Source organism: Streptomyces alboflavus (genome assembly GCF_000716675.1).
GTDB lineage: Bacteria > Actinomycetota > Actinomycetes > Streptomycetales > Streptomycetaceae > Streptomyces > Streptomyces alboflavus.
Window position 1 is genome coordinate 1 of record NZ_JNXT01000106.1, and the last position, 16,481, is coordinate 16,481.

Below are 16,481 nucleotides of genomic sequence, written 5' to 3' on the forward strand. Positions count from 1 at the left end.
CTCCCCCCACTCACCTGGCCCCGCCCCCTCCGCTACCTCCCGCACACCCTGATCGCCCTCGCGGCCACAGCGCTCTCCGCGACGGGCGCGGACCTGACGGCCCGCCTCCTGGCGGTGGCCCACGCGGCCACCCTGCTCCTGGCCCTGCGCAGGCCGACCTCCGCGTACTGGCTGTCGCTCATCTGCTTCGCGGCGATCTGCATCGCCCACCCGCCCACACACGACAACGAGTTGTGGGCCTGGCTGGTCCTCGCGGGCGTCCTGTTCCTGCTCGCCCTGCGCGTCCCCCTGCTCCCGGCGGCGACGGCGGCGGCCCTGAGCGCGGCTCTGGGAGCGGCCCTGAAGCTGCTCGGCGCGGGCGTCGGATCCTGGTCGACGGTCGCGACCGGCACCGCGCTGTACGCCACCGCCCTCCTCGCGGGAGCGATCCGCAGGGGTCGCCGCGAGGACCGTGCCCGCCTCGCCGAACAGATCGAGGCGACGGCGGCGGAGCGGGCGCGGCGCACGGTCCTGGAGGAGCGCGCCCGCATCGCCCGCGAGCTGCACGACGTGGTGGCCCACCACATGTCGCTGATCTCCATCCAGGCCGACGCGGCGCCCTACCGCGTCCCGGACCCGCCGGGCGAACTGGTCACGGAGTTCGCGGCGATCCGCGCGGGCGCCCTGGAGGGCCTGGCCGAACTGCGCCGCCTGCTGGGCCTGCTGCGCGCGGAGTCCGCCGACGACGCCCCGGCCGACACCACCCCGCAGCCTTCCCTGGAGCAGCTCGACGCCCTCCTGTCCCAGGTGCGGGCCACCGGCCTGCCGGTGACCGCGCGCGTGACGGGAACCCGCCGCGCGCTCCCGCCGGGCGTGGAGCTGTCGGCGTACCGCATCGTCCAGGAGGCGCTCAGCAACACCCTGCGCCACGCCCCGGGCGCCGCCACGGCCGTGGAACTCGGCTACGGTCACACCACGTTGACCCTGCGCGTCACCAACGGCCCGGCCACCGGGGCCGCCCCGCCCTCGCCGGGCGCGGGCCACGGCCTCACGGGCATGCGGGAGCGCGTCGCCATGCTCGGCGGCGACTTCGCCGCGGGCCCCGCACCGGAGGGCGGGTACGAAGTGACCGCGACCCTCCCCACCCACACCGCCCCACCGCTCTCCCCCGACAAGGACTCCCCCGCATGACGATCCGCGTGGTGATCGCCGACGACCAGGCGATGGTCCGGGACGCGTTCTCGGTCCTGCTCGGCGCCCAGCCGGACATCGAGGTCGTCGGCACGGCAGCGGACGGGGCGGAGGCCGTGGACCTCGCGGCGGACCTGCGTCCCGACGTGATCGTGATGGACATCCGCATGCCCGGCGTCGACGGCATCGACGCGACCCGCCGCATCACCGCGCACCCCGACACCCACCCGAAGGTCCTGGTCCTGACCACCTTCAACCTCGACGAGTACGTGTACGAGGCGCTGCGCGCGGGCGCCGCGGGCTTCCTGCTCAAGGACGCGTCGGGCGTCGAACTCGCCGAGGCCGTACGCGTCGTGGCGGGCGGCGCCGCGCTGCTCTCGCCGGACCTCACCCGGCGCCTCATCGCGGAGTTCGCCCGCATCGGCACCGGGCCCGTGCGGGCCTCCGGCGCCCGGGTCGAGGGGCTGACCGGCCGGGAGACGGAGGTGCTCGCCCGGATCGCGCAGGGCCTGTCCAACACGGAGATCGCCGCCGCGCTCACCGTCGCCGAGGAGACGGTCAAGACCCACGTGGGCCGCATCCTGCACAAGCTCCAACTGCGCGACCGCACCCAGGCCGCGGTGTTCGCGTACGAGAGCGGCCTCGTCGTACCGGGCGGCGGGCGGGGCCCGGGCCTGTCCGGGAGGTAGCTCCCGGGAGCCACGCCCGGAGTTGGCTCCCCGGCGGGACTCGCCCCCACACCCCCGGCTCCTACGTTGAAGTCGCCGAGGCCGCCCGCAGCGAACGGGTGCGGCCGTGAGACAAGGAGCCCACCGCCATGAAGTCGCGCCGCCACCGGGCCGTCGCCGCCCTCCTCACCTGCGCCCTCACCGGCGGGGCCACGGCCCTCGCCACCGGCGCCCAAGCGGCCCCCACCCGGGACGACACCGCGAACGCCGGCCCCGCGTTCACCCGCCCCGAGGCCCCGGGCCCGCAGCTGCGCCTGCCGAAGCCGACCGGCCCCCGCGCCGTCGGCCGCACGTCCCTGCACCTGACGGACCACAGCCGCCGCGACCCCTGGGTGCCGAGGTCCGGCGACCGGGAGCTGATGGTGTCGCTGTACTACCCCGCGCGGAACGGCACCGGCACCCCGGTGCCGTACATGAGCGTCGAAGGTGCCCGGCTCTTCCTGGAGGACCGGGGCATCGAGGGCGTCCCCGCCGAGGTCCTGAGCGGCACCCGCACCCACACCCGCGCCGGCGCGCGCCCCGCCCCCGGCTCGTACCCCCTGCTGGTCCTCTCCCCCGGCTTCTCCGTGCCCGGCACCACCCTCACGGGCCTGGCCGAGGAGCTGACGAGCCGGGGGTACGTCGTCGCGGTCGTCGACCACGCCTACGAGGCCGTCGGCGTGGAGTTCCCCGGCCGGGGCATCCTGCCGTGCGCGGCCTGCGGACGGGTCGACGGCGACACCGTCGGGTCCGCCGCGAAGGGCCGCGCCAAGGACCTGCGCTTCGTCCTGGACCGGTTGGCCGGCTCCCGGCCGGTGTGGCGGCACGCGGGCCTGATCGACAAGAAGCGCGTCGGCATGGGCGGGCACTCGCTCGGCGGCGCGGGCGCGGCGGCGGCCACGGCGGGCGACGCGCGGGTGCGGGCCGCGGTGAACATGGACGGGCCGTTCGTCGACGTCGGCCCCTCGTCGGGCCTGTCCGGCCGTCCGATGCTGCTGATGGGGACGGCGGCGGACCACAGCGGCCGGGACAAGGAGTGGGAGGCGGCCTGGACCAAGCTCAACGGCTGGAAGCGCTGGCTACGGGTGGCGGGCGCGGACCACTTCGCCTTCACCGACCTGGCACCGCTGGCCGGGCAACTGGGCGAGGACACTCCGGACGGCCTGCCGGGCCGCCGCGCGGCGGCGATCACGGGGGCCTACGTCGGAGCGTTCTTCGACCAGCACCTGCGCGCCCGCCCACACCCGATCCTGAACGGCCCGAGCGCCACGAACCCCGAGGTCACCTTCCATCACCTCGCCCGCCCCGGCACACAGAAGTAGCGTTTCCGCAAGCCGGTCCGGGGCGGTCGCACATTGCCGCCGCCCCGGGTCTGGGCACCCGGAGCACACCGGTTGATAATGGCTCGGACCACCGCCGAGGAGCCATGCCTGCAGAGGCGGGGCCGACCAGGACCACGGGGGTCAGCAGGGCCGAGAGGGGCCGTCACGGCCGCCCCGTCGGCGAGACCACTGGTGAGAAGGTTCACAGCATTGGGTTCCCATCCCCCGATACCCACCCGAGTCGTGCTGCTCGCCGGCCCCTCCGGCTCGGGCAAGTCGTCGTTCGCGTCCCGCACGGGGCTGCCCGTGCTGTGCCTCGACGACTTCTACAAGGAAGGCACCGACCCGTCGCTGCCTCAGGTCGCCGGCACTTCGGACATCGACTGGGACTCCCCGCTGTCCTGGGACGCCGACGTGGCCCTCGCCGCGATCGGCGAGCTGTGCCGCACCGGCCGCACCCGGGTCCCGGTGTACGACATCGCGACGAGCGCGCGGACCGGCGAGGAGGCCCTCGACATCGAGCGCACGCCGCTGTTCATCGCGGAGGGCATCTTCGCCGCCGACATCGTGGAACGCTGCCGTGAGATGGGGGTCCTCGCGGACGCGATCTGTCTGCGCGGCCGCCCCTCGACGACGTTCCGGCGCCGCCTCCTGCGCGATCTGCGCGAGGGCCGCAAGTCCGTGCCGTTCCTGCTGCGCCGCGGCTGGCGCCTGATGCGCGCGGAGCGCTCCATCGTGGCCCGCCAGACGGCGCTCGGCGCGCACGCCTGCGGCAAGGAGGAGGCCCTCGGCCGCCTCGCGGCAGCGGCGGCGGGCCGCGTGAAGGCTCGCGCCGCGGCATGAGTGTTTCGCTTGATGTGCGGTGCGAATCTGCGGGCTGTCTGTGGCTGGTCGCGCAGTTCCCCGCGCCCCTTGGGCGGGCCGTCTGAGCCCACACAGCACTTCAACGCTCTTGGGCAGGCCGTCTGAGCCCACACAGCACTTCAACGGAAAACAGCGGGCCCGGAAAGACCCCCCGGCCTTCCGGTCCCGCTGTCTGTTTCCCCCGTTGGTCCCCGTATCCCCCGTGGACCCCCGTTCCCCCCTGTTTCCCCGTGGGTTCCCACCACCCCCCAGATTCCCCCGGGTGGGTCCCCCTTTACTGCTTCCGCCGCCTCCCCCGAAGCGACGGCCCCGTGTCCCCCCGTCCTCAGGCGACCAGTTCGCCGAAGGACTCCTCCTGGTCACGGCCGAAGCTGAGGACCTCGTCCTCGCGCAGCCGGCGGAGCGACCGCCAGATGCTGGACTTCACCGTGCCCACGCTGATGTCGAGGATGTCCGCGATCTCCGGGTCCGTGCGGCCCTCGTAGTAACGAAGGACCAGCATGGTGCGCTGGAGTTCGGGCAGCCGGGCCAGGGCCTGCCACAGCACGGCGCGCAGCTCGGTGCCGCGCATCGCGTCCGTGTCGCCCACCGTCTCCGGCAGTTCCTCGGTCGGGTACTCGTTGAGCTTGCGGCGGCGCCAGGCGCTGATGTGCAGGTTCGTCATCGTGCGCCGCAGATAGCCGCCGACGGCGGCCTTGTCGCTGATCCTGTCCCAGGCGCGGTACGTGGAGAAGAGGGCGCTCTGCAGCAGGTCCTCGGCCTCGAACCGGTCACCGGTCAGGTGGTAGGCGGTGGCGTACAGGGAGGCGCGGCGCTCCTGGACGTACGCGGTGAACGCCGCTTCGGCGTCCTCGCTGCCCGTCCGGGTCTGCGTCCGCTCCCCCGAGACCTCCCTGTACGCGGCTCCCCCGTGAGCTCCCCCGTCACCGCCGCCCTTGAGTGCGTCAACCACCGTCATGTACGCGGTGTGCTGACGCCCGGTGCCGCGAGCGCACCCCCGCCCGCTCACGGCACCGGACTTCTCGTGCTTCTCAGAACTCCGGTGGACGTCGTGCAGACGCGTGACAACTGCGCTTGAGCTGGTGCTGTGCAGCGTGTTCATCTCGCGCCCCCCGTCGTGGAGTCTGGGATTTCCGTGTGACCAAAACTCTGCCCGGCCCACTTCATGGCGGTGTCCCCCGACTGTCACAGGCCTGCAACAGGCCTCGTGGCACCGAAAGGGCTCCCCTTACTCGTGTGGGTGCGGTGTGAGACCCCCGCCAACAGTCGAACTGGGCCCGCACCATGGGACAGAATGACGTTTGTGCCTTCCCTGTTGCTGATCGAGGACGACGACGCCATCCGGACGGCCCTGGAGCTTTCGCTGACGCGCCAGGGCCACCGGGTGGCCACCGCTGCCACCGGCGAGGACGGTCTGAAGCTGCTCGGCGAGCAGCGTCCGGACCTGATCGTGCTGGATGTGATGCTGCCGGGCATCGACGGCTTCGAGGTGTGCCGTCGCATCCGGCGCACCGACCAGCTGCCGATCATCCTGCTGACCGCGCGCAACGACGACATCGACGTGGTCGTGGGCCTGGAGTCCGGTGCCGACGACTATGTGGTGAAACCCGTGCAGGGGCGGGTGCTCGACGCTCGTATCCGCGCGGTGCTGCGCCGCGGCGAGCGCGAGGCCAACGACGCGGCCACGTTCGGTTCGCTGGTGATCGACCGCGCGGCGATGACGGTGACGAAGAACGGCGAGGACCTGCAGCTGACGCCGACGGAGCTGCGGCTGCTCCTGGAGCTGAGCCGCAGGCCCGGGCAGGCGCTGTCGCGCCAGCAGCTGCTCCGCCTGGTGTGGGAGCACGACTACCTCGGTGACTCGCGGCTCGTCGACGCCTGTGTGCAGCGGCTGCGCGCGAAGGTGGAGGACGTGCCGTCCTCGCCGACGCTGATCCGTACGGTGCGCGGCGTGGGATACCGGCTGGACACGCCTCAGTGACCAAACCGCACGACAAGCTCCGCGGTCTGCCCGCGGCCCGCAAGGCGTTCCTGTCCGGCCTGCGCTTCACCAGTCTGCGGCTGCGCCTCGTCGTGGTGTTCGCGCTGGTGGCGCTGACGGCCGCCGTGTCCGCGTCCGGCATCGCGTACTGGCTGAACCGCGAGGCCGTCCTGACGCGCGCGCAGGACGCCGCCCTGAAGGACTTCCGGCAGCAGTTGCAGACCCGCGCGGGCGCGCTGCCGCTGAACCCCACGCAGGACGAGCTGCAGGCCGCCGCCGGGCAGATGGCGAACAGCAGCCAGCGCTACAGCGTGCTGCTGATCAGCGAGAACGCCAGCGGCGACCAGGTGTTCGGCTACTCCGACCTGGACGCCTTCACGCTCGCCAAGGTGCCGAAGTCGCTGCGGGACGCGGTCAAGAAGGAGCAGTCGGTCTCGTCCGGCAACAAGAGCCCGTACCACCTGTACTGGCAGCGGACGGTGGACCACGGCACGCCGTACCTGGTGGGCGGGGCGAAGGTGATCGGCGGCGGGCCGACGGGCTACATGCTCAAGTCGCTGGAACCGGAGGCCAAGGACCTCAGCTCGCTCGGCTGGTCCCTCGCCATCGCGACGGCGCTCGCGCTCGTCGGCTCGGCGCTGCTCGCGCAGGCCGCCGCGACGACCGTCCTGAAACCGGTGCACCGCCTGGGGGTGGCCGCGCGCAGACTCGGCGAGGGCAAGCTGGACACGCGGCTCCGGGTGTCGGGCACGGACGAGCTGGCGGATCTGTCGCGTACGTTCAACCGCACCGCGGAGAACCTGGAGAAGAAGGTCGCGGACATGAGCGCCCGCGACGAGGCGAGCCGCCGCTTCGTGGCGGACATGTCGCACGAGCTGCGCACCCCGCTGACCGCCATCACCGCCGTCACGGAGGTCCTGGAGGAGGAGCTGGACGCCGAGACCGGCTCCGTCGACCCCATGATCGAGCCCGCCGTCCGCCTCGTCGTCAGCGAGACCCGGCGCCTGAACGACCTGGTCGAGAACCTGATGGAGGTCACCCGCTTCGACGCGGGCACCGCCCGCCTGGTCCTCGACGACGTCGACCTCGCCGACCAGATCACCGCCTGCATCGACGCCCGCGCCTGGCTCGACGCCGTCGACCTGGACGCCGAGCGCGGCATCCACGCCCGTCTGGACCCGCGTCGCCTCGACGTGATCCTCGCCAACCTCATCGGCAACGCCCTCAAGCACGGCGGCTCCCCGGTGAAGGTGTCGGTGCGCCTGGACGGCGACAGCCTGGTGATCTCCGTGCGCGACGGGGGTCCCGGCATCCCCGAGGACGTGCTGCCGCACGTCTTCGACCGGTTCTACAAGGCCAGCGCGTCCCGGCCTCGGTCGGAGGGCAGCGGGCTCGGGCTCTCCATCGCGCTGGAGAACGCGCACATCCACGGCGGCGAGATCACCGCGGCCAACTCGCCGGAAGGGGGCGCGGTGTTCACGCTGCGGCTGCCGCGGGACGCCTCGCCGCTGACGGCGGAGCCCGGTCCCGACCAGGAGGCCGGGGCGGACACCGACGCCGACGTCGACGGGGAACGGGGCGAAGGGCGCCCCGAGGAAGGCAAGGAAGCGACATGACCGGGCGACGGCTGAGCGCCGCGCTTGCCACCGCCGTGCTCACCGCCACGCTGGCCGGCTGCGGCATCCGCTCCACGGAGGTGCCGACCGACTTCGGTGCGGCGCCCTCGCGGGTGCCGTGCGTGGCGTCGGGCCCGGACATCTCCTCGCGCGCCGAGTCCACCGGCGTGCCCGTGCAGATCTTCCTGGTGTGCGCGTCGCAGCTGGTGATCGTCGACCGGACGGTGCGGATCCCCACCGAGAAGGCGTCCACGGACCGGGTGCGGATCGCGCAGGCGCTCCTCGACGAGCTGTCGGTGCCACCGTCGCAGGCCGCCAAGCAGGCCGGGTACGCCACGGACGTGCGCCGCGGCATGACCGTCACGGGCCCGCAGCGGGGCGACCCGGACGAGGCGCTGCGGCTGAGCACCCGCCCGCAGAGCCTGTCCTCGCACGCGCTCGCGCAGATCGTGTGCACGTACGCGGACAGCGCGGCGTCGGACGGCGACGGCTCCGTCGTCCTCGGCGGACCCGCGGGGACCGGCCTGGAGCGGTACGAGTGCACACAGGCCGTGCGGGCCCGCCCCGGCACGGTGTCGCCGCCGTCGCAGTCGCTGGACTCCTGAGCGCCCCGGGGCCCCGGGCTTCCCGACCTCGTACGCAGGAGTCCGAGCGGCTGCGGAACCGATCCCGCCGCCACCGGCGTCTTGGGGGGCGTGCGTCAAGGCTCGGGCGGGCGCGGTGCCGCCATTCGCTTTCGCGCGGCGGGAGGGGTTCTCCTCGCCGCGCATCTCCTGGTCGTCGCGTGGATCACGCTGCGCCCGCTGGACGTGCCCTGGGTGAGCGCCGCGAACCTGGAGCCGCTGGCCGGCATCAAGGCGGACCTGGAGCGCGGCCCGGAGCAGGCGGCCCGGCAGATCGGCGGGGCGCTGCTCCTGCTCGCGCCGCTCGGGGTGCTCCTTCCGCTGGTCGGGGGGCGGCTCGACGTCTCGCGGCTCGCCTCTCTGGCCCGTACGGTCGCGGCGGGCGCGCTGCTGTCCCTCGGCATCGAGCTGTTGCAGACCGGGGTGCCCGGGCAGGTCGTCGACGTGGACTCGCTGCTCCTGAACACGCTGGGCGTGGCGCTCGCCCATGTCGCCGTGGTGCCCGCGGCGCGGGCCCGGCTCCGCCGCCGTTCCTCCGTGCGGCCCCGTGCGGCCCGCCTCAGGGAGGAGACCCCGCAGGGGGCGACCCCGAAGATTCCCAGGGTCGGCATCGCTCCATAGCCTGACGCTTTGCCCGTTTCGTGGACCTACCTTGGGTATACCGAGGCGACGACAAGCCGAAGCCTCCCGCCCCCGACCCGACCACGGTCCACGAGGAGCCCCCATGTCCGCCCTTGCCCGCCCCACCGACGGCCGCATGATCGGCGGCGTGTGCGCTGCCATCGCCCGCCGCTTCGGCTGGTCCGCCACGACCGTGCGCGTCGCGTTCGTGCTCTCCTGCCTGCTGCCCGGACCGCAGTTCCTGCTCTACATCGCGATGTGGATCGTGCTCCCGAACGAGAACAAGGCGAAGACGGCCTGGTGACGACGGCCGCGGTCCGCCGCGCCGACGGTCCCGTTCCGGTACGGCGACGGGGCGCACCCCCAAAGGGGTGCGCCCCGTCGTGCGTGTGCCGGGCGGTTCGGGTCAGCCGAGCGGCAGGCCCTGGACCGGGAGTCCCTGCAGGCCCTGGGTGGGCAGCGCGTTCGTGGGCAGGGCGCCCGTGGGCAGCGCGTTGGTGGGCAGGGCGTTGGTCGGCAGCGCGCCGGTCACCGTGTCGGTGGGGAGGGCGTTGGTGCCGAGGCCCTGGGCGACGGGGATGCCGCCGAGCAGGCCCTTGACCGGGTCGGCGGGCTTCGGGGCGGGCTTGGTGGCCAGCGCGCGGTCGGCGCCGCCGTCCTCACCCTGGTCGTCGCCCTCGTCGCCGCCGAGCGGCAGGAGCTTGTCGGTGGTGGGCTTGGCGGACTTCAGGCCGCTCTGCAGGGCGCTGTGGCCGGCGGCCAGGGCCTCGGGGGCCCCGTCGGGCAGGCTCTGGGCGGTCTCCTCCAGCGGCAGCGTCGAGGCGACCGTGCCCAGGGCGCCCACGGCGTCCGGCCCGGCGGCGGCGCTCGCGGCACCGGCGCCCGTGGCGGCGAAGGCGGCACCGAGGGCGGCGACACCGAGGGTCTTGACGGCAGACTGCTTCATGTTGAATGCGTCCTTGATGACGGGGGCGTTGAGCGGGGCTCGACGGTAAGCACCCGCTGGTACAGCCCGCAAACAGTCAAAAGCGGCCGGGAGTTACTGCCCCCGGCCGCCGTGTTGACGTACAAAATCCGCTTAGCTGTCGGCGGACCCGCTGGTCGAGACCGTCTGGCGGAAGAGCCACTCGGACTTCAGCTCGGCGTAGCCGGGCTTGATGACGTCACTGATCATGGCGAGGCGTTCGTCGAAAGGAATGAACGCCGACTTCATCGCATTGACGGTGAACCACTGCATGTCGTCGAGCGTGTAGCCGAAGGTGCCGACCAGGTGCTCGAACTCGCGGCTCATGCTGGTGCCGGACATCAGGCGGTTGTCCGTGTTGACGGTCGCCCGGAAGTGCAGCTTGCGGAGCAGGCCGATGGGGTGCTCGGCGTACGAGGTCGCGGCGCCGGTCTGCAGGTTCGAGCTGGGGCACAGCTCCAGCGGGATCCGCTTGTCGCGGACGTAGGAGGCGAGGCGGCCGAGCTGGACCGTGCCGTCGTCGGCGACCTTGATGTCGTCGATGATGCGCACGCCGTGGCCGAGGCGGTCGGCGCCGCACCACTGGAGCGCCTGCCAGATCGACGGCAGGCCGAAGGCCTCGCCGGCGTGGATGGTGAAGTGGTTGTTCTCCCGCTTCAGGTACTCGAAGGCGTCGAGGTGGCGGGTGGGAGGGAAGCCCGCCTCGGCGCCCGCGATGTCGAAGCCGACGACTCCGAGGTCGCGGTAGCGGTTGGCGAGCTCGGCGATCTCCAGGGCGCGGGCGGCGTGCCGCATGGCGGTGAGGAGCGCGCCGACGCGGATGCGGTGGCCGTTCGCCTTGGCGCGGCGCTCGCCCTCGCGGAAGCCCTCGTTCACGGCCTCGACGACCTCTTCGAGGGTCAGGCCCGCTTCCAGGTGCTGCTCGGGGGCGTAGCGGATCTCGGCGTAGACGACGCCGTCCTCGGCCAGGTCCTCGGCGCACTCGGCGGCGACGCGCTTGAGCGCCTCCTTGGTCTGCATGACGGCGCAGGTGTGCGCAAACGTCTCCAAGTACCGCTCCAGGGAGCCGGAGTCGGCCGCCTCGCGGAACCAGACGCCGAGCTTGTCGGGGTCGGTCTCGGGGAGTCCCTCGTACCCGTTGGCGCGGGCCAGCTCGACGATCGTGCCGGGGCGCAGGCCGCCGTCGAGGTGGTCGTGGAGAAGGACCTTCGGGGCGCGGCGGATCTGCTCCGAGTCGGGGGTGCCGGGCTGTCCCGGGCTCCCCGGGCGGTCGCTCGCTGCGCTGATCTTGCTGGTCTGGCTCGTCATTTCCGCACTCTAACTCCTACGCGCGTAGAACTCACCGGGTCGATATGTAACAGTGACCCTGCGGACAGGTGGCATACACCATGACTTCTGACACTGTTCTGCCATGGCACAGCAAGCGACGTCCCGTCCCGTGCGCACGGCCAGGCTCGGGCGTGTGGTGGCCGCGCGCCCCTCGACGGTGAGCGCGGTGGCGCTGCTGTTGCCGGGTGGCCACGAGACGTCCGCCCGCAAGCCGTCCCCCTTCGCCGCCGCGGCGATACGTTCCCTCGGGCGGCACCTCGCCCGGGCCGGGCAGGCCGACGGGCTCGCCGCGCACGTCGTGCACTATCGGGTCGGCGGCTGGAACGGGGCGGAGGCGCAGTTGGCGCGGGACGCCGAGTGGGCGGCCGACGAGGTCGTGCGGCGCTACGGCGATGTGCCCGTGTGTCTCGTCGGTGTCGACATGGGCGGGCGGGCCGCGCTGCGGGCCGCCGCGCACACCGCCGTCAACTCCGTTCTGGCGTTGGCTCCTTGGCTGCCCGAGGACGATGTGGCCGCGCCGCCCGAGCCGGTGAAGCAGCTTGTCGGGCGGCAGGTGATGATCGTGCACGGCACGAATGACGAGCGGACCGATCCTGAGTTGTCGTTCCGGCTCGCCGAGCGGGCGAAGAAGGCGAATCGGGATGTGTGTCGGTTCGAGGTGCACTCGGACGGGCATCGGCTGAGTCAGCATCACGCCGAGGTGCGGGCGTTGGCGGCCAATTTCGTGCGGGGGGTTCTGTTCGGGGAGCGGTTCGCCCGGCCGGTCGAGGACGCGTTGGCCGCACCGCCGCCTCTGGGGTTACGGATGCCGCTTGCTTCGGGGTTCGGCAAGACGCTGCGCTGAGGGACGTTGCACTGCGCCGGGCGGGCGTCCGGTGCGGGTGGGACCGCCCTCCGCCGATCGGCCGTCGGCCTCGTCCTCGGACGCCGGACGGGCTGAGGACTTCGCCGAAGCGGGCGCGGGAAAGTCCGGGTCGCCGATGAGTCCGGGGCCTACCGATGAGTTCCGGGGGCGCGGGCGGTCCCCCTAACGTGGCAGCCTCTCAAGCACATTCGCCGAACCTGCTGGTCATGAGCGGGCCCGTCCGCCAGGACGACATACCGCGGCTCGTCGCCGACCTGCACTCCGTCCTGCTCGCGTCCGGCGCCGCCGAGGTGATCTGCGACGTCGGCGGGGTGACCACCGCCGACCTCGTGACCGTGGAGGCGGTGGCGCGGCTCAGACTGGCCGCCCGCAGGGCGGGAGTGGGGCTGCTGCTGCGCGGCCCCACTCCGGCCCTGTGGGCGCTGCTCCGGCTGGTCGGTCTCGCGGAGCTATGCGTCGAGGTGGAGGGGGACCCCGAAGAGCGGGAACCACCGCTGGGTGTCGAGGAAGCAGTGGAATCCGGCGACGCGGCCCGCTGAGATCTCGATGACCTGGATCGCCCAGGGCATGTACCCGCCCTTGTCGGGGTCGGGCTTGTACTGCGCGAATCCGGGGGTGCCGTTGACCGCGACGGGCAGCAGCCGGGAGCCCTCGCACTGGGCGCCCATGGTCGACATGAAGCCCGTGATGTCCTGTGGGCCGCGCAGCCACAGGTCGAACGGGGGCATCGTCATGATCGCGTCCTCGGCAAGCAGCGCCGTGAGGGCCGCCATGTCATAGCCCTCGAAGGCGGTGACGTAGCGGTCGAGGAGCTTCTGCTGCTCGTCGTCCAGCGGGTCGGACGTCGCCGTGTCGTCGGCCGGGCGCTCGGCGAGGGTGGCGCGGGCGCGCTGGAGGGCGCTGTTGACGGACGCGACCGTCGTGCCGAGCAGCTCGGCGACCTCGCTCGCCTTCCACGCCAGGACCTCGCGCAGGATCAGCACCGCCCGCTGCTTGGCGGGCAGTTGCTGCAGGGCGGCGATGAAGGCGAGGCGCACCGACTCCTTGGCGACGGCGGCCTCGGCGGGGTCGCCGATGGTGGGCAGGACCCGGCCGTCCGGTATCGGCTCCAGCCAGACGTTGTCCGCGCGGGGGGTCAGGGCCGCCTGGGCGAGGGGGGTGGAGGCGGTGAGGTCCATGGGGCGGGCGCGGCGGTTGCCCGCGTTCAGCATGTCCAGGCAGACGTTCGTCGCGATGCGGTACAGCCAGGAGCGGAGGCTGGAGCGGCCCTCGAACTTGTCGAAGCTGCGCCAGGCGCGGACCATCGTGTCCTGCACGGCGTCCTCGGCCTCGAAGGCCGAGCCCAGCATGCGATAGCAGTACCCCGTCAGCTCGGTGCGGTGCTTCTCCAGGCCCGCGTCCAGCTCCACCGTCGCGCTGTCACTCATCCCAACCCACCCCTGTGCCTCTGCGTGCCCGTGTGTGTCCGTGTGTGCTTGTCCGCCCGTGTCGTGGCGGCCACGGAAGTCCCAGCACCTCGGAAGCTACCGCAGCCCACTGACAATGGCCTGCGGAGCGGCGAAAACGGCAGTTCACAGAGGTTCTTTGCGGTAAGGAGCGGGAGGCGTCAGGCGGTGCGGGCCGCCGTCACCCGCTCCACGCGCGCCACCCGGCTCCCGTACAGCGTGATCGACACGACGCCGAGGACGGCGAGGATGCCGAGGCCGACCGTGCCGCCCCAGCCGCCCGCGTGGAAGGCCATCGCGCCGAGGGTGCCGCCGAGGCTGGAGCCCACGTAGTACGCGGACTGGTACAGGGCGGAGGCCTGGGCGCGGCCCGTGGTGGCCGTGCGGCTCACCGACGAGGAGGCGACCGCGTGGCCCGCGAAGAAGCCGGCCGTGATCAGGACCAGGCCGAGCAGGACGAGGACCAGCGAGGTGGACAGGGACAGGAGCAGGCCGCCCGCGGTGGTGCTCACGGCCAGGTACAGGGCGCCGCGCCTGCCGAGCCGCGTCACCAGTTTCCCGGCCGCCGCCGACGACGCCGTACCGACGAGGTAGACGAGGAAGATCGAGCCGATGACGCCCTGCGGGAGCGAGAACGGGCCCTCGGTGAGGCGGTATCCGATCACCGTGTAGACCGCGCCGAAGACCGTCATGAACAGCGCGCCGATCGCGTACAGGCGGCACAGGAGCGGGTTCGACAGGTGCGAACGGACCGTGCGGGCCAGCGACTTGGGGCTGAGTGTGCCCGGCGTGAAGTGGCGCGGGGCGGGAAGGAGGGCGCGGAAGGCGAGCGCGCCGAGCACCGCGAGCAGGCCGACCACGGCGAGTGCCCAGCGCCAGCCCCAGGCCTGCGCGGCCCAGCCCGTGACGATGCGGCCGCTCATGCCGCCGATGGAGTTGCCCGCGACGAACATGCCGATCGCGGCGACCAGCGCCTTGGGGCGGACCTCCTCCGCGAGGTAGGCCATCGCGGACGCCGGGAGTCCGGCGAGCGCGGCGCCCTGCACGGCGCGCAGCGCGATCAGTGCGCCGATGTTCGGCGCGAACGGGACCAGCAGGCCCACGGCGACGGCCACCGTCAGCGAGACCGTCATCAGCGTGCGCCGCCCGAACCGCTCCGACAGGGCGCTCAGCGGAAGGACGAACAGGGCGAGCGCGCCGGTCGCCGCCGACACCGTCCAGCTCGCCGTGGACGCGCTCACGCCGAGGTCGGCGGAGATCAGCGGGAGCAGGGCCTGGGTGGAGTACAGGAGCGCGAAGGTGGCGACGCCCGCCAGGAAAAGGGCGAAGCTCATGCGGCGAAAGCCCGGGCCTCCCGGTGCCATGCGCGTGTCGTGGTCGTGCGCGGATTTCGTGGATTCGGCCGGCCGGGCCGGCGTGGCGGACGGTGAAGTCGAAGCAGGGGACGACGGGGTGAGGGCGACCGCGTGGGTGGCGGTCGCCCCGCTACTGGCAGGAGGCATGCCACGAACGTACGACCACGATTCTCATGCGTCCAATGCATGGAATCGCCATAATCGTTCCCATGCAGCATCAGCAGAGGTCAGGCGCTCGCCTGTCGCAGAACAGTGACACAGAGGACACAGCTCACATCGTGCGGCTGCTCGCTCCGCGGCTCGCGTACTTCGCCGGGGTCGCCCGGACCGAGCACGTCACGCGGGCCGCGCGGGAGCTGGGGGTGCCGCAGTCCACGCTGTCGCGTGCGCTGGTGCGGCTCGAACAGGACCTGGGCGTCGACCTGTTCGCCCGGCACGGTCGTACGGTGTCGCTGACGCCCGCCGGGCGGACCTTCCTCGCCTCCGCCGAGCGGGCCCTCGCGGAGGTGGGCAAGGCGGTCGAGTCCGTCCGCGCGGACGCCGACCCCGCCTCCGGCAAGGTGGCGTTCGGCTTCCTGCACACCATGGGTTCGGAGACCGTCCCCGGCCTGATCCGCGCCTTCCGCGCGGACCACCCCCGTGTCCGCTTCTCCCTCGTCCAGAACTACGGCGAGGCCATGCTGGAGCGGCTGCGCGCCGGGGAGCTCGACCTGTGTCTGACCTCCCCCGTCCCGGACGCGCCCGGCCTCGTCGCCCGCCGCCTCGACGAGCAGCGGCTGCGCCTGGTCGTTCCCGACGACCACCGGCTCGCCTCCCGCAAGCGCGTGCGCCTCGCCGAGGCCGCCGACGAGGCCTTCGTGACCCTCGAACCCGGGTACGGCCTGCGGCGCATCACCGACGATCTGTGTGCCGAGGCCGGGTTCCGGCCCCGGGTCGCCTTCGAGGGTGAAGAAGCGGAGACGCTACGAGGGTTGGTCGCCGCCGGACTCGGCGTGGCCCTCCTCCCACCCCCCGCCGTGGCCCGGCCCGGCGTCGTCGAACTCACCGTCACCGGGCAGCGGGCCGTCCGCGAGATCGGGGTGGCCTGGCTGGAGGGCCACCCCGACACGGCGCCGGTGGCCGCCTTCAAGAAGTTCCTGCTGAGCAGGAGGGGGCGGCTCCTCCCGGAAGCGGCTGGCGTCTCGCCTTGAGGGACGCGCACGCCGCCGTGCGGACATACGGGACTCACGCGGACGCCCCCTCCAGGTGGGACAGCCCCCGCCGATCGGCGCTCCGCGCCTCGACCTCAACCGCCGGACGGGCTGAACTCACGCAGACGCCCCCCTCGGGTGGGACAGCCCCCGCCGATCGCGCTCCGCGCTCGTCCTCAAACGCCGGACGGGCTGAAATGCCCTGCTCGTGCTCGTCCTTGAGTGTCGGGTGGGCTGATTTCCCGCGCTCGCGCTCGTCCTTGAGTGTCGGACGGGCTGAAATGCCCTGCTCGCGCTCGTCCTTGAGTGTCGGGTGGGCTGATTTCCCGCGCTCGCGCTCGTCCTTGAGTGTCGGACGGGCTGTGATGCCCTGCTCGTGCTCGTCCTCGAGTGCCGGACGGGCTGAAGCGTCCCCGCTCGCCCTTCTCC

18 protein-coding genes are annotated in these 16,481 nt (G+C 72.7%); 12 read left to right on the forward strand and 6 right to left on the reverse strand.

What is annotated here, in order from left to right:
* The 4 genes from OO63_RS40060 to OO63_RS40075 all read left to right on the forward strand — a co-directional run.
* A partial coding sequence (locus OO63_RS40060; protein ID WP_033264946.1) for a sensor histidine kinase occupies positions 1-1,170 on the forward strand: 1,170 nt, incomplete at its 5' end.
* Positions 1,167-1,859, forward strand: coding sequence for a response regulator (locus OO63_RS40065; protein WP_030362868.1), 693 nt, complete (start codon positions 1,167-1,169; stop codon positions 1,857-1,859). The genes OO63_RS40060 and OO63_RS40065, both read left to right, overlap by 4 nt.
* Before the next feature lie 128 nt (positions 1,860-1,987).
* A complete protein-coding gene (locus OO63_RS40070; protein WP_030362869.1) occupies positions 1,988-3,199 on the forward strand; it encodes an alpha/beta hydrolase family protein in 1,212 nt (403 codons plus the stop codon).
* A 210-nt stretch (positions 3,200-3,409) separates the two neighbouring features.
* Entirely contained in the window at positions 3,410-4,042 is a 633-nt protein-coding gene (locus OO63_RS40075) for a uridine kinase family protein (protein WP_380833156.1), read from the forward strand.
* 346 nt (positions 4,043-4,388) lie between these two features.
* Here OO63_RS40075 and OO63_RS40080 read toward each other — a convergent pair whose 3' ends face one another.
* Positions 4,389-5,165 (reverse strand): SigE family RNA polymerase sigma factor, encoded by a 777-nt coding sequence (locus OO63_RS40080; protein WP_030362871.1) that lies wholly within the window; start codon positions 5,163-5,165, stop codon positions 4,389-4,391.
* Between the two features lie 201 nt (positions 5,166-5,366).
* On the opposite strand from OO63_RS40080, the gene afsQ1 reads away from it, so the two are divergent.
* From afsQ1 to OO63_RS40105, 5 genes are all read left to right on the forward strand, one after another.
* Entirely contained in the window at positions 5,367-6,044 is a 678-nt protein-coding gene (gene afsQ1 / locus OO63_RS40085) for a two-component system response regulator AfsQ1 (RefSeq protein ID WP_033264947.1), read from the forward strand.
* Positions 6,041-7,660 (forward strand): sensor histidine kinase, encoded by a 1,620-nt coding sequence (locus OO63_RS40090; protein WP_030362873.1) that lies wholly within the window; start codon positions 6,041-6,043, stop codon positions 7,658-7,660. The genes afsQ1 and OO63_RS40090 overlap by 4 nt, the downstream gene beginning before the upstream one ends.
* Positions 7,657-8,265 (forward strand): hypothetical protein, encoded by a 609-nt coding sequence (locus OO63_RS40095; RefSeq protein WP_030362874.1) that lies wholly within the window; start codon positions 7,657-7,659, stop codon positions 8,263-8,265. Before OO63_RS40090 ends, OO63_RS40095 begins: the two co-directional genes overlap by 4 nt.
* 90 nt (positions 8,266-8,355) lie before the next feature.
* A complete protein-coding gene (locus OO63_RS40100; RefSeq protein WP_051811747.1) occupies positions 8,356-8,904 on the forward strand; it encodes a VanZ family protein in 549 nt (182 codons plus the stop codon).
* Between the two features lie 103 nt (positions 8,905-9,007).
* Positions 9,008-9,208 (forward strand): PspC domain-containing protein, encoded by a 201-nt coding sequence (locus OO63_RS40105; RefSeq protein ID WP_030362876.1) that lies wholly within the window; start codon positions 9,008-9,010, stop codon positions 9,206-9,208.
* A gap of 102 nt (positions 9,209-9,310) precedes the next feature.
* Here OO63_RS40105 and OO63_RS40110 read toward each other — a convergent pair whose 3' ends face one another.
* On the reverse strand, positions 9,311-9,850 hold the full coding sequence (locus OO63_RS40110) for a hypothetical protein (protein ID WP_063750507.1): 540 nt from the start codon (positions 9,848-9,850) through the stop codon (positions 9,311-9,313).
* A 132-nt stretch (positions 9,851-9,982) separates the two neighbouring features.
* Entirely contained in the window at positions 9,983-11,176 is a 1,194-nt protein-coding gene (locus tag OO63_RS40115; protein ID WP_030362878.1) for an adenosine deaminase, read from the reverse strand.
* A gap of 103 nt (positions 11,177-11,279) precedes the next feature.
* Between OO63_RS40115 and OO63_RS40120 the strand changes: the two genes are divergently transcribed.
* The gene (locus OO63_RS40120) at positions 11,280-12,041 is read left to right on the forward strand and encodes an alpha/beta hydrolase (RefSeq protein ID WP_030362879.1); all 762 of its coding nucleotides are present in this window, start codon (positions 11,280-11,282) and stop codon (positions 12,039-12,041) included.
* Between the two features lie 227 nt (positions 12,042-12,268).
* Positions 12,269-12,601, forward strand: coding sequence for an STAS domain-containing protein (locus tag OO63_RS40125; protein WP_030362880.1), 333 nt, complete (start codon positions 12,269-12,271; stop codon positions 12,599-12,601).
* Here the strand turns inward: OO63_RS40125 and OO63_RS40130 are convergent.
* Together OO63_RS40130 and OO63_RS40135 are read right to left on the reverse strand one after the other, a co-directional pair.
* Positions 12,512-13,489, reverse strand: coding sequence for a sigma-70 family RNA polymerase sigma factor (locus tag OO63_RS40130; RefSeq protein WP_030362881.1), 978 nt, complete (start codon positions 13,487-13,489; stop codon positions 12,512-12,514). The two genes, OO63_RS40125 and OO63_RS40130, sit on opposite strands and share 90 nt — an antisense overlap.
* Before the next feature lie 179 nt (positions 13,490-13,668).
* A complete protein-coding gene (locus OO63_RS40135) occupies positions 13,669-15,009 on the reverse strand; it encodes an MFS transporter (protein WP_030362882.1) in 1,341 nt (446 codons plus the stop codon).
* A gap of 62 nt (positions 15,010-15,071) precedes the next feature.
* Here OO63_RS40135 and OO63_RS40140 point away from each other — a divergent pair, with 62 nt between their 5' ends.
* Entirely contained in the window at positions 15,072-16,052 is a 981-nt protein-coding gene (locus tag OO63_RS40140) for a LysR family transcriptional regulator (RefSeq protein ID WP_030362883.1), read from the forward strand.
* Positions 16,053-16,086: 34 nt separating this feature from the next.
* Here the strand turns inward: OO63_RS40140 and OO63_RS46460 are convergent.
* Positions 16,087-16,481: hypothetical protein (locus tag OO63_RS46460; protein WP_211271479.1), on the reverse strand; the 395-nt coding region annotated here is incomplete at its 5' end.